Genomic DNA, 20,153 nt, shown 5'->3' on the forward strand with positions numbered 1-20,153 from the left:
GCGGATGAAAACGCTGAAGATCGCCACATTCAACATCAACGGCCTGCGGGCGCGGCTGCCCAACCTGCTGGCCTGGCTGGAGCGGGAACAGCCCGACATCGCCTGCCTGCAGGAGCTCAAGGCGGTAGACAGCGCGTTCCCTGTGGCTGACTTCGAAGCCCTCGGCTATGGCTGCCTGCACCATGGCCAGGCGTCGTGGAACGGCGTGGCGATTCTGGCCCGTGACGCGCAACCGCTGGAGGTGCGCCGCGGCTTGCCGGGAAGCGAGGACGATACGCAAAGCCGGTATCTCGAAGCGGCGGTGCTGGGCATTCAGGTCGGCTGCCTGTACCTGCCCAATGGCAACCCGCAACCGGGGCCCAAGTTCGACTACAAGCTGGCCTGGTTCGAACGCCTGATCGCCCACGCCCAGGGCCTGGTGAACAGCGAGCACCCGGTGCTGCTGGCCGGCGACTTCAATGTGGTGCCCACCGACCTGGATATCTACAACCCGCGCTCCTGGCTCAAGGACGCGCTGCTGCAGCCCGAAAGCCGCGAATGCTACCAGCGCCTGCTGGCCCAGGGCTGGACGGACGCTATCCGCCACCTGTACCCGGACGAGCGGGTGTACACCTTCTGGGACTATTTTCGCCAGCACTGGCAGAAGAACTCGGGGTTGCGCATCGACCACCTGCTGCTCAACCCGCCGCTGGCCAGGCGCCTGAAAAACGCCGGGGTCGATGCCTGGGTGCGCAACGAAGCGCATGCCAGCGACCATGCACCCACCTGGATCGAACTCAAGGCCGCTCGATGAGCCCCTTGTTACGCATCGGCTGTGCCGGCTGGAGCCTGCCGCGCGCGTACTGGCCGGCGTTCGCCGAGCAGGGCACGCACCTGCAGCGTTATGCGTCGCGCCTGCCGGCCGTGGAAATCAACAGCTCGTTCTACCGCCCGCACCAGCCCGCCACCTATGCGCGCTGGGCTCATGCGGTACCGCCAGGCTTCGCATTCTCGGTCAAGGTGCCCAAGCAGATCACCCATGTGCAACGCCTGCATGACTGCGCCGGGTTGCTGGATGCGTTTGTGCAGCAGTGCACGCAGCTGGGCGAGCGCCTGGGATGCCTGCTGGTGCAGACCCCGCCATCGCTGGCCTGCGAGCCGCAGGTGGCGCAGGCGTTCTTCGGTGCACTGCGTGAGCGCTACGCCGGCGCGGTGGCGTTCGAGCCGCGCCATGCCTCCTGGGCCGACGCCGGGGCGCTGCTCGAACGCTGGCGCATTGCCCAGGTGGGGGCCGACCCCAGCCCCATCGGTGCCGTGCAGCCAGGTGGCTGGGCCGGCTTGCGCTATTGGCGCCTGCACGGCTCGCCACGCCTCTATCACAGCGCCTATGGGCACGAACGCCTGGCACTGCTGGCCCAGGACATACGCCAGGCCCTGGAGGCCGGCGTGGAGTGCTGGTGCATCTTCGACAACACCGCCAGCGGCGCTGCGGTAGGCGATGCACTGGGCCTGCTGCAACTGCTGGAGGACACATAAGGCAATTTGCTGGCCCCGGCGCCTTTTCATCCTTGGCAAACTCGCCGCCTTTCAACGGGTTAGGATGACTTCATGCGAGGTTTCGTGATGACCGTGGCCGTGTGCGCACTGGCCACCTTCTCGCTGGCGACGCACGCCAAGGCGCTGAACAAGAATGACCGCTTCGTGTGCAGCTGGGGTTCGGAGATTGCCGCCGGCGCGCAGCAGTCCAAGCTGTCCGGGGTCACGCTGTATGCCGCGCGCAAGCGTCTGCAATCGCGCAAGTTCCCCAAGCCGTGGATGCGCATGACGGCCATGGGCATTACCGAACAGACCTACAACAGCCGCTCGCGGCTCAAGCCGCCAGCCATCAAGCAGACCTACTACGAACAGTGCGCGCGCCATGCCATGGCGCAGCGCTAGGCGCCGAGCAGGCGCTCGATCCGGGCCAGTTCCCAGGTGCTGAGCAGGTAGACCGGGTCGGTGCCGTAGCGCAGGCCAGGCTCGTACACCCGGCCATCCGGGCTCTGGCAGCGCTGGCAGTGGTGCAGGTGGCCGTGTTCGACATCCAGGCTCAACTGCCAGCCGTCGATCTGCACCTGCATCACGCCACTGGCCGGTTGCGCCTGCAGGCACTGCAGGCTGGCCAGCCCCAGGGCGGCGTCACGTAGCTGCTGGCACACCTCGCGGGCGGTGAGGGTGTGGTCAGTGGGCGCGTTCATCCATACCTCCCGGAAAAAAGCGTCACTTTATGCGGTGGCGCGGGCGATGTCTTCGCCTGCCTGAGTCGCGCTATAGTCGCCGGCTTGTCGAAGCCCAATGAACGAGGTGTGGTGTGAGAGTGCTGATCGTGCTGTTGCTGGGCCTGATGCCCATCGTTGCCCAGGCGCTTGAGGTGGGCGAGCGCGTGGCCCCGTGGACCCTGCTCGACCAGTTCGAGCAGCCGTATACCCTCAACGACGACACTGCCCTGGTGCTGGTGGCGCGCAGCATGGAGGGTGGCAAGCTGGTCAAGGCGGTGCTGGAGGGGCAGCCCAAGGGCTACCTGGAGGCGCGCAAGGGTGTGTTTGTCGCCGACGTGCAGCGCATGCCGGCGCTGATCGCCAAGCTGTTCGCCATCCCGGCCATGCGCGACTACAGCTACCGCGTGCTGCTGGACCGCGAGGGGCGGGTGGCCTCGCGTTACCCGGGCGCCGAGGGCACGGTGCTGTTGCTGCAACTGGAGCACGGGCGCGTGACGGCCAAGCAGGAATTGGCCGATGCACAGGCACTGCGCGAGGCGCTGGCCGAGGTGAAGGCGCGTTGAAGATCCCCGCTGAGTTCATCGTTCACGAAACCGCGCACTGGGTACTCAACCACCATCTGTCTTCGGCGTTGCCGGGTTATCTGATGCTGGGGTCGCGCCAGTCGGTCGATTCACTGGCGCAACTGCCCGACGCGGCGCTGGCCGAGATGGGCGGGCTGATGGCCAGGACGCAGGCGGTGATGGAGCGCCAGTTGCAGCCCAAGTGGCTGTACATCAGCCGGTACGGGCATATGCCGGGGTACCCGATTCACTTTCACTTCATCCCGGTGTACGACTGGGTGGAGGCGCTGTTCTGGAAGGATGAGCGCTATCGGCTGCTGCAGACCTATGCCGGGGCCGGCTGCCAGTCGCTCACCGATGGCGCGGAGCTGACCCTGTTCGTGTGGCGCGAGTTCGGTGAGCGCGAAGACCCGCCAGCGGTGCAGGGGCGCTCGGTAGGTGAAGCCATTGAATGTGTGCGTGAGGCGTTGCGATGAGGGACCTATGGTTGGAAGGGGCACTACCCGTGTGATTTGAGCCATGCGAGCGCTTTGCGCTCGATCGCGGGCCAAGCCCGCTCCCACAGAAGCAGCGCAAACCTGTGGGAGCGGGCTTGACCCGCGATCGGGTGCGCAGCACCAGCAGGCAACTACGCCCCTCACTTCACCGGATGCGCCGCCACCGCCACCTTCAACGCCTCGGTCACCAGCTCGATCAGCACCGGCCTGGCACTGGCCTGCATGGCCTTGCCGATGTCTGGCTGCTTGCTCATCACCTTGTCGGCATACTTGGATTCGCGACCTTCGCTGGCCAGTGACGCCAGCTCCTTCGCCGAGAACGACTGGCTGTAGGCCTCGACCAGGTGCTGGTCCCACTGCGGCTGGTACTTGGGCAGCAACCCCTTGATGGCCGCCGTCACGCTCTTTTCCGCTTGCTGGCTGCCGACCTGCGCAGTCAGCAGGCCGTAGGTGTTGGTGCGCATGGCCGCCGACAGCGCAATCGGCCCCAGGTTGGCCCCGGCCTGGCTCTTGACCACGAACTCGCGCGCCGCCTCTGCGGCCGGTGCCTTGGCATAGGCGGTGCCACCCAGTCCGCTCAACGCCAGCAGGGCAAGCAGGGTATACAGAACTTTCATGATCACTCCGTTCTCGACAATCCGAATCTACTGCGCCAGATGCTCCAGCGCGATGCCCGGCCGCTCCACATGGCGGTAGCCGGTCTGGCCGGCCACCGGCACGGGCACGCCCGGTTGCGGGGCCCTGGCCTGGGTACGATAACCCAGCGGGCTGGTGCCCAGCTCTTTCTGAAACACCCGGCGCATGCGTTCTTCGCGGCCGAAGCCGACGGTTTCGGCAATGCGCTTGATCGGCTCGCGGGTGGTCTCCAGCAGGCGGCACGCCGCTTCAAGGCGCAATGTTTCCACCGCCTGGGCCGGCGTGTCACCCGTGGCCGCCACATAGGCCCGGGCAAAATGCCGCGGGCTCATGCCGAACTGCTCGGCCAGGCGCTCCACCCGCAGGTCGCCATCCAGGTTGGCGGCGATCCAGGCATGCAGCCGGGCCAGGCGCACATCCGGTGCGGTGCGCAGCGCGTTGGACTGTGCCTGCAACGAGGCACTGAGTTGCGGTTGCCCGGCCGAGCGCCACAGAAACACCGTGAAGTAGCGTGCCAGCGCCAGGGCCGCGTGGGGGCCCAGGTCCTGCTCCACCAGTGCCAGCGCCAGGTCGATGCCCGCCGTGGCGCCGCCGCAGGTCCACAGGTTGGCGTCGTTCAGGTACAGCGCGTCGGGCTGGCACTGCACGCTGGGGTAGCGCGCCTGCAACTCGTCATTGAACTTCCAGTGGGTCACCACCCGACGGCCATCGAGCAGGCCCGCAGCCGCCAGCGCGAAGGTGCCGGTGCCCACCGAGCACAGCCGGCGAATCTGCCCATGGCGCCGGCGCAGCCAGTCGCACGCGCGCGGGTCTGCTTCCAGTGCGGCCACCCCAGGGCCGCCGGCCACGATCAGGGTGTCGATGTCGCGCAGCTCCAGGTCCAACTGCGCCAGTGAACGGGTCATCACCTCGATGCCCGACACCGTGCTGATCAGGCCGCCCTCGGGCGAGGCCAGTACCAGGCGATAGGGCGGGTGCTGTGCGAACGCGCCGGCCAGCAGGCGCGGCACGGCGCCGAACACCTCCAGCGGGCCGGCCGCATTGAGCAGCAACGCATCGTCGAAACCCAGCACCACCACCGCGCGGGGCGCGGGTGGCGTGGCAGCAAAGGAGGGGTGTTTGGCATGGAGTTGCACGGGGGGGCTCGACATACTGGGTTCAACACGAAACAAGGGGACGACAATGCCGTTATTCGCTGCTGCTGCCAAGCACCTGCACGCCCGCCGCACCACCTTGCGCGCCGTGGCGCTGTGCGCCGGCATGGTGCTGGCCCAGGCCGTCAGCGCCGCACCTGCCGCGCTGCGGGTCGGCGACCAGAGCGGGCTGGTACAAACCCTGCTGCAGGCCGCCGGGGAGGCCGAGCCCCTTACCTTGCCCCTGAGCTGGCACCCGTTCCCGGCCGGCCCGGCCTTGCTCGAGGCGCTGAGTGCCGGGGCGGTGGATGTGGGGGTGGTGGGCAATGCGCCGCCGGTGTTTGCCCAGGCCGGCGGTTTCGACATCCGTATCATCGGCGTGGCCGACGGCGCCCAGAACAACAATGCGCTGCTGCTGCCACAAGGCTCGACGGTGCAACAGGTGGTCGACCTCAAGGGCCGGCGCGTGGCGGTGGCCAAAGGCTCCAGCGGCCACTACCTGCTGCTGGCCGCGCTGCGCCAGGCCGGGCTGAGCCCCCGGGAGGTGAAGATCGCCTATGCCAGCCCCATCGATGCGCAAAACGCCTTTGCCAGTGGCCACCTGGACGCCTGGGCGGTGTGGTACCCCTTTGTCGGGCAGGCCACCGCCCACGGCGCCCGGGTGCTGGTGGACGGCTCGGCCTGGCCCGAGACCGGCCTTAACTTCACGGTCGCCAGCGGCCAGGCCCTGGCCGACCCGCAGCGTGCTCGACAGCTGGGCGAGCTGATGGTGCGCCTGGCCAGGGCGCAGGCCTGGGCCACCGCCCACCCGGATGCCTGGGCCCAGGCGCTGGCAGGCAGCACGCGCCTGCCCCTTGAGCTGGTGCGCGAGATGCTGGCGCACCAGCACCTGCGCTATGTGCCCATCGACCCTTCGATCATCGCCTTGCAGCAACGCCTGGCCGATGCCTTCGCCGCCGAGCGCCTGAACCCCAAACCGTTGCAGGTTGAACAGGTATTCGATAGCCGTTTCAACAGTTTGCTGCCACAACCTGACTAAACACTTCAACTCGACCTGCCATGCCGACCTGCCGTCGGCAGGGCACCACTCACCCGGAGAAACCTCATGACTGCCCTGCACACCCCGACCCTCAAACGCCACAGGACCGGCCTGGTTGCCGTGGACCACGCCCGCAGCGCCGGGGGTTATACCCTGTTCGCACCGCAGACCGCCGACGGCAACGTGTTCCTGATCGACCTGGACGGCGAAGTGGTACACCGCTGGAAGCTGCCCCAGCGCCCCGGTCGCGACGCGGTGATACTGCCCAACGGCAACCTGGGCTACAACGGCAACCACCCCGACTCCCCCGAGCTGTTCCCCGGCTGGTCGGTATGGCACGGCGGCGCCTTCAGTGAAGTCACCGCGCAAGGCGAGGTGGTGTGGCAGCACACCGATCTGCTGCACCACCACGATGCCCAGTGGCTGGACAACGGCCACCTGTTGTACACCACGGTCGAGCCCCTGAGCCCCGAGCTGGCCAGCCGCGTGGTGGGCGGTATTCCCGGCAGCGAGGCGGCGGGCGGGGTGATCTATGCCGACGTGGTCAAGGAGGTGGATCGCCAGGGCCAGGTGGTGTGGGAGTGGCGCAGCTGGGAGCACCTGCGCCCCGAGGACTACCCGCTGCACGACACCTTCGAGCGCTACCACTGGCCCATGACCAATGCGGTGACCCCGGGTCGCGATGGCAAGGTGATCCTCAGCTTGCGCAGCGTGTCGTCGGTGATCGCCGTGCAGCGCGGCAGCGGCGAGGTGCTGTGGCGTCTGGGCCACGATCTGGTGGCGCAGCAGCATTGCCCGAGCGAGCTGGAGAACGGCCGCATCCTGGTGTTCGATAACGGTATTTCGCGGCCCCACGTGTCGATGCCGCACTCGCGCATCCTGGAGATCGACCCGCTGACCCGGCGCATCGAATGGCAGTACGCCGATACCCCCGGCTACGCCTTCTTCACCCCGTTCATGGGCGGTGCGCAGCGCCTGCACAATGGCAACACGCTGATCACCGAGGCCAACTTCGGCCGCCTGTTCGAAGTGACGCCGGCCGGCGAGGTGGTGTGGGAGTACATCAACCCGCATTTTGCCGCCTACCCCGATGCGGCCTCGCGCCGCTACCTGCCGGGCGAGAACAACGCGATCTTCCGCGCGCACCGTTACCAGCGCGACGACATTCCCTGGCTGAAAGCCTGAACACAGCGCACCAGCACCCACCCTCACGCTCACGCACACCACGCGCAGCGAGGTACCGCCATACCCCCAAAGGAATCGATGATGAAGCTGCCTTATCCACGCCCCCTGTGCCTGGCCGCACTGGGCCTGCTGTCACTGCCTGCGTCAGCCACTGAGCCGGCCCCCACCGACGCCCCGACCCTTGCCCCGGTGACGGTCGAGGCGCGCCGGCGCAGCGAAGAGGCGCAGCACGTGCCCACCCCCATGAGCGTGCTGGGCGCCCAGGCCCTGGAGGCCCAGCGCCTGTATCGCCTGCAGGACCTGCAACAGGCCATGCCCAGCGTCAACGTGGCGTTCATGAACCCGCGCCAGTCGAGCCTGTCGATTCGCGGGCTGGGCAACAACCCGGCCAGTGACGGCCTGGAGGGCAGCGCCGGGATCTACCTCGACAACGTCTACCTGGGCCGCCCCGGCATGGCCGTGTTCGACCTGCTGGACATCGAGCAGATCGCCTTGCTGCGCGGCCCGCAAGGCACCCTGTTCGGCAAGAACACCACGGCCGGGGTGCTCAACATCGCCACCCGCCAGCCCACCTTCACCCCGCAGGGCAACGTGTCGACGTCGCTGGGCGAGGACGGCTACCGGCAGGTGCAGGGCGGTGTGTCGGGGCCGTTGACCGACACGCTGGCCGGGCGGGTGGCGGCCTACCGCACCGACGAGAACGGCTACGTGGAGAACCAATTCGACGGCGACACCCTGGGCGGCGGCCGACGCCAGGGCTTTCGCGGGCAGTTGCTGTTCAGGCCGCAGGAAGACTTCAGCCTGCGCTGGATCGGCGACTACAACGAGGAGCACTCCAGCGCCGGCACGCGCTCGCTGTTCAGCACCGGGCCGACCATCAACGGGGTCAACCGCTATGAACAGCGGGCCCAGGCGGTGGGCGCGACGCTGGTCGACGGGCGCAGGGTCAACCTCGATGCCGACCAGCGTGTCACGGTGTTCCAGGGCGGCACCTCGCTGGAGGCGAACTGGGGGCTGGCCGATGGCTTCACGCTGACGTCGATCAGCGCCTACCGCTGGTGGGACTTCACCCCGCGCAACGACGACGAACTGAACGTGGACGTGATGCACAACGTAGGCCAGTCGGCCCGCGACAAGCAGTATTCGCAAGAGCTGCGCCTGGCCTCGCCGCTGGGTGAGCGGTTCGATTACGTGGTGGGCGGCTATTACTTTCGCCAGCAGATGCAGAACCGCGTGTTCACCGAGTACGGGCCGCTGGCCGACACCTGGAACGGCACCCCGCAGGGCGCATTGAACGATGTGAACAGCGTGGGCCACGGCAGCATCGACACCGACAGTTTCGCCACCTTTGCCCAGGGCACCTGGCACCTGACCCCGCGCCTGGACCTGAGCCTGGGCCTGCGCGGTACCTACGAGCGCAAGCAGGCCAGGGTGACGCGCGATGCCCCGGTGGGCGGCGCGAGCGTGACGGGTGCGGCGGCAGCGGTAAGGCAGGGGCGTGTGGGCGCCTATGATTCGGGCGACCTGAGCCTCTACAGCTTCAGCCCGTCGGCGCTGGCCAGCCTGGCCTGGCGGGTTAACGACCAGGTACTGGCGTATGGCTCGTTGTCCCACGGGGAGAAGTCCGGCGGGGTCAACCTCAGCGTGGCCAGCGCCCCGGTGGCCGGCGCCGACTCGCTGCTGATCGGTAGCGAACGGGCCAACGACGCCGAACTGGGCATCAAGACCACGCTGCTGGATCAGCGCCTGCAACTCAATGCCAACCTGTTCTGGACGATTGTGCACGGCTACCAGACCAACGCCTACGACGACGCCAACCTCACCAGCTACCTGACCAACGCCGGCAGCGTGCGCAGCCGTGGCCTTGAGCTGGACAGTACCTGGCGGGTGAGCCGTGGCCTGACCCTGAGCCTGAACGGCTCGTGGAACGATGTGCGCTACCTGTCCTACGACAACGCCCCATGCCCGGCGGAGGTGGCCTTGCGCCCCGGCGCCCCGGCCGCCTGCGACCTCAGCGGGCATAACGTGGTGGGCGCGGCCAAATGGATTGCCAACACCAGCGCCAGCTACCAGTGGGACCTGGACAACGGCCTGCAACCCTACGTGAACGGCAACTACGCCTGGCGCTCGCAGGCGGTGGGCACGGTGGACGATTCGCGCCTGGCGCAGTTGCCGGGGTATGCGCTGGTCAACCTGTCGGCGGGGGTGCGCGGCGACTGGGGCCAGGGCCAGTGGGACGTGTCGCTGTGGCTGAAGAACGCCTTCGACAAGACCTACTACACCACCCTGTGGAACTCGCCCAACGGCGCCTACACCGGGGTGCTGGGTACGCCGCGCACCCTGGGCATGAGTGCACGCTACGACTTCTGAGGCGTGGGCTTCAGGAGTACGCCTGCACCACCCAGCGTACCTTCGCCAGCGCCGCGCGCAGCGTGTCCAGGTCCACCGAGCCCAGCGCCAGCCTGAGTGCACGCGGCACGTGACTGGTGGTGGCGAAGGGCTGCGCGGTGGACACCGCCACCTGTTCGCGCATCAGGGCGGCGGCGATCTGTTCGGCGCGGGCGTCATCGGCCAGCGGTAGCCACAGAAAGTACGAAGTGGGGTGGGTGACGCAGGGCATGCCCGCCAGTACTTCGCGGGCGATGGCCTGCCTGGCCTGGGCATCGGCGCGCTTCTCGGCTTCCAGGCGCTCCACCGTGCCGTCCTCGATCCAGGCGCAGGCAATGGCGGTCATCACCCCGGGGGTGTTCCAGGTGGTGGCGCGAATGGAGCGCTCCAGCGCGGCAACCTGGTGCGGCGGGGCGGCAATGAAGCCCACGCGCAGGCCGGTGGCGACGTTCTTCGACAGGCCTGACACGTACAGCGTGCGCTCCGGTGCCAGCTGGGCCAGGGGCGGCGGCGCGTCGTCGGCCAGGAAGGCGTAGGCGGCGTCCTCGATCAGGTGCAGGTTGTGGGTGCGGGCAATCGACACCAGTTGTTCGCGCTGCTCCAGGCTCATCACCCAGCCCAGCGGGTTGTGCAGCGTGGGCATGCTGTACACCGCGCGTACCGGGCGGCTGCGGCACAGCCGCTGCAGGGCGCCGAGGTCCGGCCCGTGGGGCGTGACCGGAACCGGCAGCATTTCGAGGCGCAACGCCTCGGCCAGCACCTTGAACCCGGAGTAGGTGAGGGCGTCGACCGCGATCACGTCGCCGGGCTGCAGCAGGGCCATCAGCACCACGGCCAACCCGTGCTGGGCGCCGCTGACGATCAGTACCTGCTCTGGATTCACCTTTAGCCCGCAACCGAGCAGGTGCCGGGCGATGCAGGCGCGTTCATGGGCGCGCCCGGCATGGGGCTGGTAGCGCAGCAGCGCTTCCAGGTCGCCGCTCAGTGCCAGCTGGCGCAAGCCGCTGCGCAGCAGGTCGGCCTGGCCGGGCAATGCCGGGTAGTTGAAGTTCAGGTCGGCCATGCCGGCGGCCACCACCTGCTGGTCGACGCCCAGGTCGGGCGGCAGCGAGGTTTCGCGCACGAAGGTGCCGCGCCCGGTCTCGCCGCTCACCAGGCCCATCTGCTCGAGTTCGGCATAAACCCGTGACGCGGTGACCAGGGCCAGGCCATGGGTCGCGGCCAGGTGACGGTGGGTGGGCAGGCGGGTGCCAGGGGCGAGCCTGCCGTCACGAATGTCGGCGGCAAAGGTGTCGACCAGGGCCTTGTAGCGCGAGCGAGGCATGTGCAGATGTATCCATGACGATTTTTTGATTGTGCTGATCGTCGGCCCTAGCATGGTTTTTGGCAAGCGTGCCCTTACCCCTGCAACCTGTCGAGCGTGACTTCAATGGAACAGACTCTCAAACCTCGTACCCTGGACGACGCCACCCGTGGCTGGATCAACGGCCTGATCGGCGTGGTGATTTTCAGCGGCTCCTTGCCGGCCACGCGCCTGGCGGTGCTGGAATTCGACCCGGTGTTCCTCACCGTGGCGCGTGCCGCCATTGCCGGTGTACTGGCGCTGGCCTTGCTGATGCTGCTCAGGCAACCGCGCCCGACCCGGGCTCAGGTAATGCCCTTGATCGTGGTGTCGCTTGGGGTGGTGGTGGGGTTTCCGCTGCTGACCGCGCTGGCCTTGCAGTACGTGACCTCGGCGCATTCGATCGTGTTCATCGGCATGCTGCCGCTGGCCACCGCGGTGTTTGGCGTGCTGCGCGGGGGCGAGCGCCCGCGCCCGGTGTTCTGGCTGTTTTCGGTGCTGGGGTGCTTGATGGTGGTGGGCTTTGCGTTGTCGCAGGGCTTGGCGGCGTCGCCCCAGGGTGACCTGCTGATGCTGCTGGCGGTGGTGGTGTGCGGCCTGGGTTATGCCGAGGGGGCACGGTTGTCGCGGGCGCTGGGCGGTTGGCAGGTGATCTGCTGGGCGCTGCTGGTGTCGTTGCCGGTGATGCTGGTGCTGACCTGGTACCTGGCGCCGTCGACGTTTGCGGGTATCAGCCTGCCGGCGTGGGTGAGCCTGGGGTATGTGTCGCTGTTCAGCATGCTGATCGGTTTCGTGTTCTGGTACCGCGGCCTGGCCCAGGGCGGGATTGCGGCGGTGGGGCAGTTGCAGCTGCTGCAGCCGTTCTTTGGCCTGGCCTTGGCGGCGGGGTTGCTGGGCGAGCAGGTCAGCCCGGGTATGCTGGGGGTGACGGTGGGGGTGATCCTGTGTGTGGCGGGGGCGAGGCGGTGGGCGCGGTAGACGGTTGCGCCCAGCCTGGGCTTTTGAGCCGAACTCATCTGATCCGCTTTTTGCCTCGCTAGCTGCATCTGTTTCCAGATCAGAAGGGGGCAGACAATGTGGCCTTCGACAGCCGCACCCCCTCAGTTAGGAGCTCCCATGGGCAAGATGGCAATTTTTGTATTCGGCTTTCTGGTATTGGCCTTCGCAATCGGAGCACTGGGTACCATCTCCCCCCTGTAACCCCCGCCACACCCCGCACAAAACCAGGAAGGCGCCGAGACTCCCGCGCCTTCTTTTCTATTCTGCCACCAAGCCCTTGTTCACCCGCCACGCCAGCGGCAGCGTGAGCAGCAGCGTGGCCGCCAGCACCACCACCGCCGTGGGCACCCCGGTAACGTCCCCCAGCCGCCCGAACACCACCGGTGCCAGCGCGCCGCCACCGATGGTGCCGGTGTAGAACAGCGCGAAGGCCTGCTCGTGCTTGCCGGCAGCCGCCAGCTCCGGCACCACGCCATACAGCACCGACGAGGTGCCGTTCAGCGCCAGGCCCAGCAACGGCAGCATCACCAGCGTGGCCGAATACGGCAGCACCACCGCCAGCACGATCAACAGTGCGGTCCCCGCTTCGGTGAGCGAGACGGTTTTCAGCAGGCCGATGCGTGCGCCCAGGTAGCCGCACAGCAGCTTGCCGAAGGCCCCGCCCACGAACAGCAGCGTCAGCGCCAGGCCGATACCGGCGGTGCCGGCGCCCTTGAGCCTGAGCAGAAACGGCAGGAAGGTCAGAAACCCCATGCGCACCGCGCTGTCGAGCATGCCCAGCATCAGCAGGGCACGCAGGCCGCCCGGCGAGCCGTTTCCGGTGGCCAGCTTCGGCGCCTTGCCGCCCGCCGCCAGGGCCTGGGCCCGGGAGGGGATCAGCCACCACAGCAACACCGCCGCAGCCACACCCAGCACGCCCAGCAGCGTTGCACCGGTACGCCAGCTGACGGCCACCAGCAGCACGCCCATCAGGCCCGGAATGACCGCCTTGCCGATATCGCCCGCGAAGTTGTAGTGCGACAGCGCCTGCTTGACCCCGCCGCCCGCCGCGTGGCTGTCGGTGATCATCGAGGAGGCCAGCGGGTGCTGGGTACTGGCGCCCAGCCCGCCCAGCATCAGCGCCACCAGCAGCACACCCAGGCCCGTGGCCTGGCCGGCGACCAGGTAGGCCACGCCGGCCAGCAGCGTGCCGCCCACCAGCAGGCGCTCGCGGCCAAAGCGCCGGGCCGCGCGGCTGGCCAGCAGCTGAAAACCGGCCATCATCCCGGAATAGGCCCCGCGCAACAGGCCCACCTGGGCCAGGCTGAGGCCGAACTGCGCCTGCCACAGCGGCAGCAGCACGTAGATCACGTCGGTGAGCCCGTCGTGCACCGCGTGGGCGCTGCAGCCGGCCAGCAGCGAGCGGCGGCGCACCGAGGTTTCGGTGGTGACGGTGGCGTTACGGGGTACCGTTTCTTCCATGGATGACAAACCCTTCGCGTTCGGTCAGACGCTCGTAGTATGCCCGAACCGCTGCAAAATCCGGATGCTCCAGCGGGGTTTCGAACCAGCGATTGACCGACAGGCCGATGGCGATGTCCGCCAGTGAAAAGTCCTGGCCACTGACGTAGGCGCCGGTCGATTCGAGCTGGCGGTCGAGGATCTGCAGGTTGGTGGTCCACTGCCTGCATGCCGCCGCCAGTGCCTCGGGGTCCTGATGGTCGGGGGAATGGCGCACCAGCGACAGGAAGGGGTAGGTCCAGGACTTGTTGAGGTCGGTGGCCTGCCAGTCCATCCACTGGTCCACCCGTGCGCGCACCCGGGGCTCGGCGGGGTAGAGGTGCTGCCCGTGGTACTGGTTGGCCAGGTAGCGCAGGATGCTGTTGGACTCCCACAGCACGAAGTCGCCGTCCTTGATCACCGGCACCATGGCGTTGGGGTTGAGGGCCAGGAACTGCGGGCTGAAGGTGGACCTGAAGCCCGAGCCCCAGTCCTCGCGCTCGAAGGCGATACCCAGCTCGGTGCAGGCCCATAGCACCTTGCGTACATTGATGGAGGAAGCTTTGCCGAGTATCTGCAGCATGGGAGGCCCTTGTGGTTCGGTAGGGGAGTGAGGCGCGTCAGGCGCCGGTGGTGTCGTCGAGCGAGGCCATGTCGATCACGAAGCGGTAGCGCACATCGGAGCGCTGCATGCGTTCGAACGCCTCGTTGATCTGGTCCATGCGGATCATTTCACACTCCGGCAGAATGTTCTTCTTCGCGCAGAAGTCGAGCATCTCCTGGGTTTGCGCAATCCCGCCAATCGGCGAGCCGGCCAGGCGCCGCCGGCCGAGGATGAACGGCACGGTCAGTTGTTCGTCGATCGGCCCCACCTGGCCGACGATCACCAGGGTGCCGTCCACGTCCAGCAGCGACATGTAGGGCGACACGTCATGGCGCACCGGCACCGTGTCGATGATCAGGTCGAAGCTGGAGCGCGCGGCGGCCATGGCCTTGGCGTCGGACGATACCAGCAGCTTGTCGGCGCCCAGCGCCCGCGCATCATCGAGTTTGTCGGGGGTGCGGCTGAGCACCGTGACGTCGGCACCCAGGCCCGCCGCCAGCTTCACGGCCATGTGCCCCAGCCCGCCCAGGCCGATGACCGCGACGCGGCTGCCGGGCCCGGCATTCCAGGTGCGCAGCGGCGAATAGGTGGTGATGCCGGCGCACAGCAGCGGCGCGGCCTTGGCCAGGTCCAGGCCGTCGGGCACGCGCAGCACGAACTCCTCGCGCACTACAAGGTGCTTGGAATAGCCGCCGTAGGTGGGTTCGCGGGTGATGCGGTCCAGGCTGTTGTAGGTTTGCGTGTTGTTCTCGCGGCACAGCTGTTCCTCACCCTTGCGGCACTGGTCGCACTGCTGGCAGGAGTCGACCATGCAGCCCACCGCCACGGCGTCACCGACCTTGTAGCGGGTGACCTGGCTGCCCACCTCGGTCACGCGCCCGACGATCTCGTGGCCGGGCACGATCGGGTAGCGGCTGAAACCCCAGTCGTCGCGGGCCTGGTGCAGGTCGGAGTGGCATACGCCGCAGTACAGGATCTGCATCGCCACGTCGTTGGGGCGCAGGGCGCGGCGTTCGAACTTGAAGGGTGCCAGCGGTGCTTCGCGGTGCTGCGCTGCATAGCCAATGGTGTACATGTTCACCTCTCGTCACGCTCGGGAATGGGGACCAGGGTTTCAATATAGCCAGCATGGCGGGCTTCGGTGGGCGGGTAGGGATATTGGCGGGAACTCTTGGCCTGGGGGGCCTATCCTAATGAATGTAGGTTCCCCCCCATCACGGAGGCATCGTCATGCGCCGTTTACTGCTGGTTTCTTCCCTTGTGCTCTGCCTGCCTTTGGGCACGGCCCTGGCCCGTGTGGATGGTCGCGATGTCGCCACCTCCGCCGGGGTTTCCGCCTCGTTGTACTCGACCTTCAAGGACGACAAGCTGGTGATTCCGGCGCGCGATGATGCTTCGACGTTCATCGCCAGCGGCGGCGAAATTCGCGGTGTGTACCTGGAGTCGATGCTGCAGCGTATCCGTCAGCAGAACCCGGGGTTGCAGGCCAGTGACGAAGACCTGGCCAAGGCGATACTGACCCAGGATGAGCTGGGGGCGGGGCAGTAAGGCGCCGCAGGCAAGGTGAGCCCATCGCGGGTCAAGCCCGCTCCCACAGGGATCTTCATGGTCTTTGTGGGAGCGGGCTTGACCCGCGATGGGTACGCCGCGATCTATCAGACTGAAGCCGGATCAACCTTGCCAGGGTCGATGCCCAGCGCTTCGATCGCCCCGGCCACCACCTCGCGCTCGATCACCCCGTCCGCCGCCAGCGCATTCAGCGCCGCCAGCACGATGAACTGGCGGTCCACCTCGAAATGCCGGCGCAGCGCCTCGCGTGTGTCCGACTGGCCGAAGCCGTCGGTGCCCAACGCCACGAAACGCCTCCCGGTCACCCACGGCCGGATCTGGTCGGCATGGATCTTCATGTAGTCCGTGGCCACCACCACCGGCCCCGCATGCCCCTGCAGCAGCGTTTCGATGTATGGCGTCTTCGGCGCCTGCAGCGGGTGCAGCAGGTTCCAGCGCTCCACCGCCTGCGCCTCGCGCCGCACCTCGGTCAGGCTGGTGGCGCTCCACACCTCGCTGCTGACGCCGAAATCACGCTGCAGAATATCCGCCGCCGCCAGCACCTCGTTCAGTATCGAGCCGCTGCCCATCAACTGCACATGCCGCTCGCCCTGCGGCGGTTTTTCCACCGGCAGGCGGTACAGCCCCTTGAGAATGCCTTGCTCTGCGCCTTCGGGCATGGCGGGGTGGGCGTAGTTCTCGTTGAGCACGGTGATGTAGTAGTACACGTCCTCCTGCTCGGCATACATGCGGCGCATGCCGTCCTGGATGATTACCGCCAGCTCGTAGGCATAGGTGGGGTCGTAGGAGACGCAGCACGGCACGGTGGCCGACATCACGTGGCTGTGCCCGTCGTCATGCTGCAAGCCTTCGCCCATCAACGTGGTACGCCCGCTGGTGGCGCCCAGCAGAAACCCCCGTGCGCGCGCATCGCCCGCCGCCCACAGCAGGTCGCCCACTCGCTGGAAGCCGAACATCGAATAGAAGATGTAGAACGGCAGGGTCATCACGCCATGGTTGGCGTAGGCGGTGCTGGCGGCAATCCACGACGAGGTGGCGCCGGACTCGTTGAGCCCTTCCTGCATGATCTGGCCGTCGGTGCTCTCCTTGTAGTAGCTGAGCGTGCCGGCATCCTGCGGCGTGTACAGCTGGCCCACATGGGAGTGGATGCCGATCTGGCGGAACAGCCCCTCCATGCCGAAGGTGCGTGATTCGTCGGGCACGATCGGTACGACGAGGCGGCCGACCTGCGGGTCCTTGAGCAGGGTGCCGAGAATGCGCACGAACGCCATGGTGGTGGAGATGGCACGGTCACCGGTGCCCTTGAGCTGGCTGTCGAAGGCCTCCAGGGCCGGTACCTGCAACGGCTCGACCCTGGCCTGGCGCGCCGGCACATGCCCGCCCAGGCGATCACGGGCCACCTGCAGGTAGCGCGCATCGGCGCTGTCGGGGGCGGGCTTGAGGTAGGGGATCTCGCCGAGGCGCTCATCACTCAGGTCCAGGCCGAAGCGGTCGCGGAAGGCCTTGACCGCCTCGTCGCCCATCTTCTTCAACTGGTGGTTGATGTTCTGGCCTTCGCCGGCTTCGCCCATGCCGAAGCCCTTGACGGTCTTGGCCAGGATCACCGTTGGCCGCCCCGTGTGACGCACGGCCGCCGCGTAGGCGTTGTACACCTTGACCGGGTCGTGCCCGCCGCGAGCCAGCTTCCAGATGTCGTCATCGCTCAGGTCGCTGACCATCGCCAGCAGTTCCGGGTACTTGCCGAAGAAGTGCTCGCGCACGTAGGCGCCGTTCTGCGACTTGTAGGTCTGATACTCGCCGTCCACGCACTCCATCATGCGCTGGCGCAGGATGCCGCTGCTGTCCCTGGCCAGCAGCGCATCCCAGCCGCTGCCCCACACCACCTTGATCACGTTCCAGCCGGCAGCACGGTACAGGCTCTCGAACTCCTGGATCACCTTGGCGTTGCCACGTACCGGGCCGTCCAGGCGCTGCAGGTTGCAGTTGACCACGAAGATCAGGTTGTCGAGTTTTTCGCGCCCGGCCAGCGAGATGGCCGCCAGCGACTCGGGCTGATCCATTTCGCCGTCACCGAGAAACGCCCACACCTTGCGGCCCTGGCGTGGGGTGAGGTCGCGGTCTTCGAGGTAGCGCATGAAGCGCGCCTGGTAGGCCGCGGTGATCGGCCCCAGGCCCATGGACACGGTGGGAAACTGCCAGAACTCGGGCATCAGCCGCGGGTGCGGGTAGGACGACACGCCATCGCGGTCGGTCTCGCGGCGAAAGTTGTCCAGCTGCGCTTCGCTCAGGCGCCCTTCGAGGTAGGCCCGGCCATAGATACCCGGCGCCGAGTGGCCCTGGATGTACACCATGTCGCCGGCAAACTGCGCGGTGCGCCCGCGAAAGAAATGGTCGAAGCCCACGTCATACAGCACCGCCGCCGAGGCGTAGGTGGCGATATGCCCGCCCACCCCCGAATGCTTGCCGGCGCGCAGCACCATGGCCAGTGCGTTCCAGCGGATATAGGCATTCAGGCGCTGCTCGGTGGCCAGGTCGCCGGGGTAGGGCAGTTCGCGCTCGGGGCCGATGGTGTTGACGTAGGGGGTGTTGACGCGGCCACGAAAGTCGCCGTGCAGCGACACGTCCAGGTCCAGCATCTGGTCGATCAGGAAGTGCGCACGCGAGCGCCCCTCCACCTCGACAACGGTGGCCAGGGACTCAAGCCATTCCTGGGTCTGCTCGGGATCTGGGTCGTTCAACAGAGGGGGCTGCTGTTGCATCGGTAATCCTCCTGCGGGGTTGTGGCGGGCAGTGCCGGCAGGCCTGCCGGGTAGTAGTTGCATTTGCAATTGATTCTAGGCATGCGCCCCGTATGATTGCAAATGCAATAACTTTGACCCGAGGAACCCTCATGGCTGCACCCACCGCTGACCTCTGGTTCAGCTTCATTCGCGCCCACCGCAACCTGATTCGCGAAATCGAACGCCGCCTGGCCGACCAGGGCCTGCCCGTGTACGCCTGGTATGACGCGCTGTGGGGCATCGAGAGCGGCCCCGATGGCTGCCGGCGCATGCACGAGCTGGCCGATGTGATGGCCATCGAGCGTTACAACCTGACCCGCCTGGTCGACCGCCTGGAGGCCGAAGGGCATGTGGTGCGCAAGAAGGTCGCGGGCGACGGGCGCGGCGCCCTGGCGTGTATCACCGACAGCGGCAAGGCGCTGCGCAAGCGCATGTGGGCGGTGTACAAGCAGGCAGTGGACGAGCTGTTTCTGAGCCAGTTCACGCCCGAGCAACAGGCGCTGTTCGCCCAGGCGCTGGAACAGTCGAGCTTCAAGGCCCGGGCGTCATTCGCCTAGGCCCAGCCGGGCCTGTGCGGCGGGTAGCGCCTGGGTGTCGAACAGGCCCTGGCCGGCCAGTGCCTGCAACGCGCTGAAGGTTATCCAGCGCCGATCCAGGCAGTTGCCCGGCGCCAGGCTGTCGGCGCCCAGTGCGGTGAAGGGCGCCGTGACATGCGGGGCAAGCTGGTCGGCGATGTGCTGGGCATAGCCAGTCACGGCGATCACCGGCGTGCTGGCCGACATCAGGCAGTACTGCAGGTAGCTCTTGCGTGGCGCGGCCTCGGGGTGCAGGCGGTTCCAGCGCGCGGCATCGTCGCTGTCACGGGCCAGGCGCGTGTAGCTGGGGCAACTCCACAACTGGCTGGCGATGCCCCAGTGCGTGTCGAGCAGCACCGCGGCGGCGCGTACCTCCCGGAGCATGGCGCCGGCGCCCAGCAGGCGTACCTGGGGGCGGGCAGCGCTGGTGGGCTGCAACGGGTACATGCCCAGGAATGCATCGCTGCAATCGTCGTGTGCCGGTTCATCGGCTGCCGGCGGCTGATCGTGCAGGGTCATGTAGTAGAAGCCGTGGCGCCCCTGTACGTACAGCTCGTCCAGCGCCGCCAGCAGGATGGCCTGGGCCTCGGCAGCGCTGGCGGGGTCGTACGGGCGGCACTGGGCGTTGGCCGACAGCCACAACGGCAGCCACGGGTGCGCGCCCTTGGGCCAGCGCGAGGCGGCCGATTCCAGGTCGTTGAACACGATGCCGCGGTGGCCGATCTGCTCGGCCAGCATCGACACGCGGGCCGAGCTCGGCGACTGGGTGAGGTAGATCAGCGGGCGTTCGCGGCTGGGCGCCTGCTGGCGAAACCAGATGCCCCAGGGGCTGACCACCTCGCTCGCGCTGTCGGCGCGATCATTGATCACCCACAGGTTGCCCGCCACGGCCGGGTCGTGCTCGATGCGGTGCACGGTCTGCAAAATCTGCAACAGCGGCGAGTGCGACGCTGCGCCGGTCGACGGCAGGCCGGCCTCGATGCTGCGAATGCAGGCGTGGGCGGCCAGTCGGGCAGGGGGGATGGCAGGCAGTGAATCCACGGGGCAGCTCCATGATCGGTCCTTGGCAGAAGCGCAAGGGATACTGCAATCTGATTGCAAATGCAATCAGATGCTGTCGGCACGAT

Annotated in this window: 20 protein-coding genes; 11 read left to right on the plus strand and 9 right to left on the minus strand. The window is 67.4% G+C overall.

Annotation, left to right across the window (positions count from 1 at the left end; genetic code table 11):
* Positions 1–4 precede the first annotated feature (4 nt).
* The 3 genes from xth to FW760_RS24260 all read left to right on the plus strand — a co-directional run bounded on the left by xth (position 5) and on the right by FW760_RS24260 (position 1,917).
* Positions 5–793 (plus strand): exodeoxyribonuclease III, encoded by a 789-nt coding sequence (gene xth / locus FW760_RS24250; protein WP_043860499.1) that lies wholly within the window; start codon positions 5–7, stop codon positions 791–793.
* The gene (locus FW760_RS24255; RefSeq protein WP_058540691.1) at positions 790–1,515 is read left to right on the plus strand and encodes a DUF72 domain-containing protein; all 726 of its coding nucleotides are present in this window, start codon (positions 790–792) and stop codon (positions 1,513–1,515) included. The genes xth and FW760_RS24255 overlap by 4 nt, the downstream gene beginning before the upstream one ends.
* 72 nt (positions 1,516–1,587) lie before the next feature.
* Positions 1,588–1,917 (plus strand): hypothetical protein, encoded by a 330-nt coding sequence (locus tag FW760_RS24260; RefSeq protein ID WP_043860501.1) that lies wholly within the window; start codon positions 1,588–1,590, stop codon positions 1,915–1,917.
* Here FW760_RS24260 and FW760_RS24265 read toward each other — a convergent pair.
* Positions 1,914–2,216 carry a DUF7693 family protein gene (locus FW760_RS24265; protein ID WP_043860502.1) on the minus strand — a complete coding sequence of 101 codons (303 nt, stop codon included), beginning with the start codon at positions 2,214–2,216 and terminating at the stop codon, positions 1,914–1,916. The genes FW760_RS24260 and FW760_RS24265 overlap by 4 nt on opposite strands.
* A gap of 113 nt (positions 2,217–2,329) precedes the next feature.
* Here FW760_RS24265 and FW760_RS24270 point away from each other — a divergent pair, with 113 nt between their 5' ends.
* Both FW760_RS24270 and FW760_RS24275 read left to right on the plus strand, forming a co-directional pair.
* Positions 2,330–2,800 (plus strand): hypothetical protein, encoded by a 471-nt coding sequence (locus FW760_RS24270; RefSeq protein WP_054915351.1) that lies wholly within the window; start codon positions 2,330–2,332, stop codon positions 2,798–2,800.
* On the plus strand, positions 2,797–3,276 hold the full coding sequence (locus tag FW760_RS24275; RefSeq protein ID WP_123752519.1) for an HIT family protein: 480 nt from the start codon (positions 2,797–2,799) through the stop codon (positions 3,274–3,276). Before FW760_RS24270 ends, FW760_RS24275 begins: the two co-directional genes overlap by 4 nt.
* A 161-nt stretch (positions 3,277–3,437) precedes the next feature.
* Here the strand turns inward: FW760_RS24275 and FW760_RS24280 are convergent, their stop codons facing one another.
* Together FW760_RS24280 and FW760_RS24285 are read right to left on the minus strand one after the other, a co-directional pair.
* The gene (locus tag FW760_RS24280) at positions 3,438–3,914 is read right to left on the minus strand and encodes a hypothetical protein (RefSeq protein ID WP_043860504.1); all 477 of its coding nucleotides are present in this window, start codon (positions 3,912–3,914) and stop codon (positions 3,438–3,440) included.
* Positions 3,915–3,941: 27 nt separating this feature from the next.
* Entirely contained in the window at positions 3,942–5,084 is a 1,143-nt protein-coding gene (locus tag FW760_RS24285; RefSeq protein ID WP_446444060.1) for a GlxA family transcriptional regulator, read from the minus strand.
* Positions 5,085–5,115: 31 nt separating this feature from the next.
* Here FW760_RS24285 and FW760_RS24290 point away from each other — a divergent pair, with 31 nt between their 5' ends.
* The 3 genes from FW760_RS24290 to FW760_RS24300 all read left to right on the plus strand — a co-directional run bounded on the left by FW760_RS24290 (position 5,116) and on the right by FW760_RS24300 (position 9,660).
* The gene (locus tag FW760_RS24290; RefSeq protein ID WP_446444061.1) at positions 5,116–6,105 is read left to right on the plus strand and encodes an ABC transporter substrate-binding protein; all 990 of its coding nucleotides are present in this window, start codon (positions 5,116–5,118) and stop codon (positions 6,103–6,105) included.
* A 66-nt stretch (positions 6,106–6,171) separates the two neighbouring features.
* Entirely contained in the window at positions 6,172–7,290 is a 1,119-nt protein-coding gene (locus tag FW760_RS24295) for an aryl-sulfate sulfotransferase (protein WP_043860506.1), read from the plus strand.
* 81 nt (positions 7,291–7,371) lie between these two features.
* Positions 7,372–9,660 carry a TonB-dependent receptor gene (locus FW760_RS24300; protein ID WP_078480129.1) on the plus strand — a complete coding sequence of 763 codons (2,289 nt, stop codon included), beginning with the start codon at positions 7,372–7,374 and terminating at the stop codon, positions 9,658–9,660.
* A 10-nt stretch (positions 9,661–9,670) separates the two neighbouring features.
* Here the strand turns inward: FW760_RS24300 and FW760_RS24305 are convergent, their stop codons facing one another.
* On the minus strand, positions 9,671–11,002 hold the full coding sequence (locus tag FW760_RS24305) for an aminotransferase-like domain-containing protein (RefSeq protein WP_446444062.1): 1,332 nt from the start codon (positions 11,000–11,002) through the stop codon (positions 9,671–9,673).
* 105 nt (positions 11,003–11,107) lie between these two features.
* On the opposite strand from FW760_RS24305, the gene FW760_RS24310 reads away from it, so the two are divergent.
* A complete protein-coding gene (locus FW760_RS24310) occupies positions 11,108–11,998 on the plus strand; it encodes a DMT family transporter (RefSeq protein ID WP_054915345.1) in 891 nt (296 codons plus the stop codon).
* Positions 11,999–12,277: 279 nt separating this feature from the next.
* Here FW760_RS24310 and FW760_RS24315 read toward each other — a convergent pair whose 3' ends face one another.
* The 3 genes from FW760_RS24315 to FW760_RS24325 are packed head-to-tail and all read right to left on the minus strand — an operon-like array spanning position 12,278 to position 15,177.
* Entirely contained in the window at positions 12,278–13,480 is a 1,203-nt protein-coding gene (locus FW760_RS24315) for an MFS transporter (RefSeq protein ID WP_078480128.1), read from the minus strand.
* On the minus strand, positions 13,458–14,081 hold the full coding sequence (locus FW760_RS24320) for a glutathione S-transferase family protein (protein WP_043860541.1): 624 nt from the start codon (positions 14,079–14,081) through the stop codon (positions 13,458–13,460). The genes FW760_RS24315 and FW760_RS24320 overlap by 23 nt, the downstream gene beginning before the upstream one ends.
* A 37-nt stretch (positions 14,082–14,118) precedes the next feature.
* On the minus strand, positions 14,119–15,177 hold the full coding sequence (locus FW760_RS24325; protein ID WP_058540721.1) for an NAD(P)-dependent alcohol dehydrogenase: 1,059 nt from the start codon (positions 15,175–15,177) through the stop codon (positions 14,119–14,121).
* Positions 15,178–15,332: 155 nt separating this feature from the next.
* On the opposite strand from FW760_RS24325, the gene FW760_RS24330 reads away from it, so the two are divergent.
* Positions 15,333–15,650, plus strand: a complete 318-nt coding sequence (locus tag FW760_RS24330; protein ID WP_043860539.1) for a DUF2388 domain-containing protein — start codon at positions 15,333–15,335, stop codon at positions 15,648–15,650.
* Positions 15,651–15,757: 107 nt separating this feature from the next.
* Here FW760_RS24330 and aceE read toward each other — a convergent pair whose 3' ends face one another.
* Positions 15,758–18,430, minus strand: a complete 2,673-nt coding sequence (aceE, locus tag FW760_RS24335) for a pyruvate dehydrogenase (acetyl-transferring), homodimeric type (protein ID WP_210015196.1) — start codon at positions 18,428–18,430, stop codon at positions 15,758–15,760.
* Positions 18,431–18,561: 131 nt separating this feature from the next.
* On the opposite strand from aceE, the gene FW760_RS24340 reads away from it, so the two are divergent.
* The gene (locus FW760_RS24340; RefSeq protein WP_058540700.1) at positions 18,562–19,008 is read left to right on the plus strand and encodes a MarR family winged helix-turn-helix transcriptional regulator; all 447 of its coding nucleotides are present in this window, start codon (positions 18,562–18,564) and stop codon (positions 19,006–19,008) included.
* On the opposite strand, the gene FW760_RS24345 is transcribed toward FW760_RS24340, so the two are convergent.
* The gene (locus FW760_RS24345; RefSeq protein WP_052504211.1) at positions 18,997–20,067 is read right to left on the minus strand and encodes a transketolase-like TK C-terminal-containing protein; all 1,071 of its coding nucleotides are present in this window, start codon (positions 20,065–20,067) and stop codon (positions 18,997–18,999) included. The two genes, FW760_RS24340 and FW760_RS24345, sit on opposite strands and share 12 nt — an antisense overlap.
* Between the last annotated feature and the right edge of the window lie 86 nt (positions 20,068–20,153).

This window comes from Pseudomonas sp. 1176_21, assembly GCF_052850635.1.

What these genes read in the sequence shown, in the direction of transcription:
- xth (WP_043860499.1), top strand. Translation starts at nt 5, where the DNA reads ATGAAAACGCTGAAGATCGCCACATTCAACATCAACGGCCTGCGGGCG.
- FW760_RS24255 (WP_058540691.1), top strand. Translation starts at nt 790, where the DNA reads ATGAGCCCCTTGTTACGCATCGGCTGTGCCGGCTGGAGCCTGCCGCGC.
- FW760_RS24260 (WP_043860501.1), top strand. Translation starts at nt 1,588, where the DNA reads ATGCGAGGTTTCGTGATGACCGTGGCCGTGTGCGCACTGGCCACCTTC.
- FW760_RS24265 (WP_043860502.1), bottom strand. Translation starts at nt 2,216, where the DNA reads ATGAACGCGCCCACTGACCACACCCTCACCGCCCGCGAGGTGTGCCAG.
- FW760_RS24280 (WP_043860504.1), bottom strand. Translation starts at nt 3,914, where the DNA reads ATGAAAGTTCTGTATACCCTGCTTGCCCTGCTGGCGTTGAGCGGACTG.
- FW760_RS24285 (WP_446444060.1), bottom strand. Translation starts at nt 5,084, where the DNA reads ATGTCGAGCCCCCCCGTGCAACTCCATGCCAAACACCCCTCCTTTGCT.
- FW760_RS24290 (WP_446444061.1), top strand. Translation starts at nt 5,116, where the DNA reads ATGCCGTTATTCGCTGCTGCTGCCAAGCACCTGCACGCCCGCCGCACC.
- FW760_RS24295 (WP_043860506.1), top strand. Translation starts at nt 6,172, where the DNA reads ATGACTGCCCTGCACACCCCGACCCTCAAACGCCACAGGACCGGCCTG.
- FW760_RS24300 (WP_078480129.1), top strand. Translation starts at nt 7,372, where the DNA reads ATGAAGCTGCCTTATCCACGCCCCCTGTGCCTGGCCGCACTGGGCCTG.
- FW760_RS24305 (WP_446444062.1), bottom strand. Translation starts at nt 11,002, where the DNA reads ATGCCTCGCTCGCGCTACAAGGCCCTGGTCGACACCTTTGCCGCCGAC.
- FW760_RS24310 (WP_054915345.1), top strand. Translation starts at nt 11,108, where the DNA reads ATGGAACAGACTCTCAAACCTCGTACCCTGGACGACGCCACCCGTGGC.
- FW760_RS24315 (WP_078480128.1), bottom strand. Translation starts at nt 13,480, where the DNA reads ATGGAAGAAACGGTACCCCGTAACGCCACCGTCACCACCGAAACCTCG.
- FW760_RS24320 (WP_043860541.1), bottom strand. Translation starts at nt 14,081, where the DNA reads ATGCTGCAGATACTCGGCAAAGCTTCCTCCATCAATGTACGCAAGGTG.
- FW760_RS24325 (WP_058540721.1), bottom strand. Translation starts at nt 15,177, where the DNA reads ATGTACACCATTGGCTATGCAGCGCAGCACCGCGAAGCACCGCTGGCA.
- FW760_RS24330 (WP_043860539.1), top strand. Translation starts at nt 15,333, where the DNA reads ATGCGCCGTTTACTGCTGGTTTCTTCCCTTGTGCTCTGCCTGCCTTTG.
- aceE (WP_210015196.1), bottom strand. Translation starts at nt 18,430, where the DNA reads ATGCAACAGCAGCCCCCTCTGTTGAACGACCCAGATCCCGAGCAGACC.
- FW760_RS24340 (WP_058540700.1), top strand. Translation starts at nt 18,562, where the DNA reads ATGGCTGCACCCACCGCTGACCTCTGGTTCAGCTTCATTCGCGCCCAC.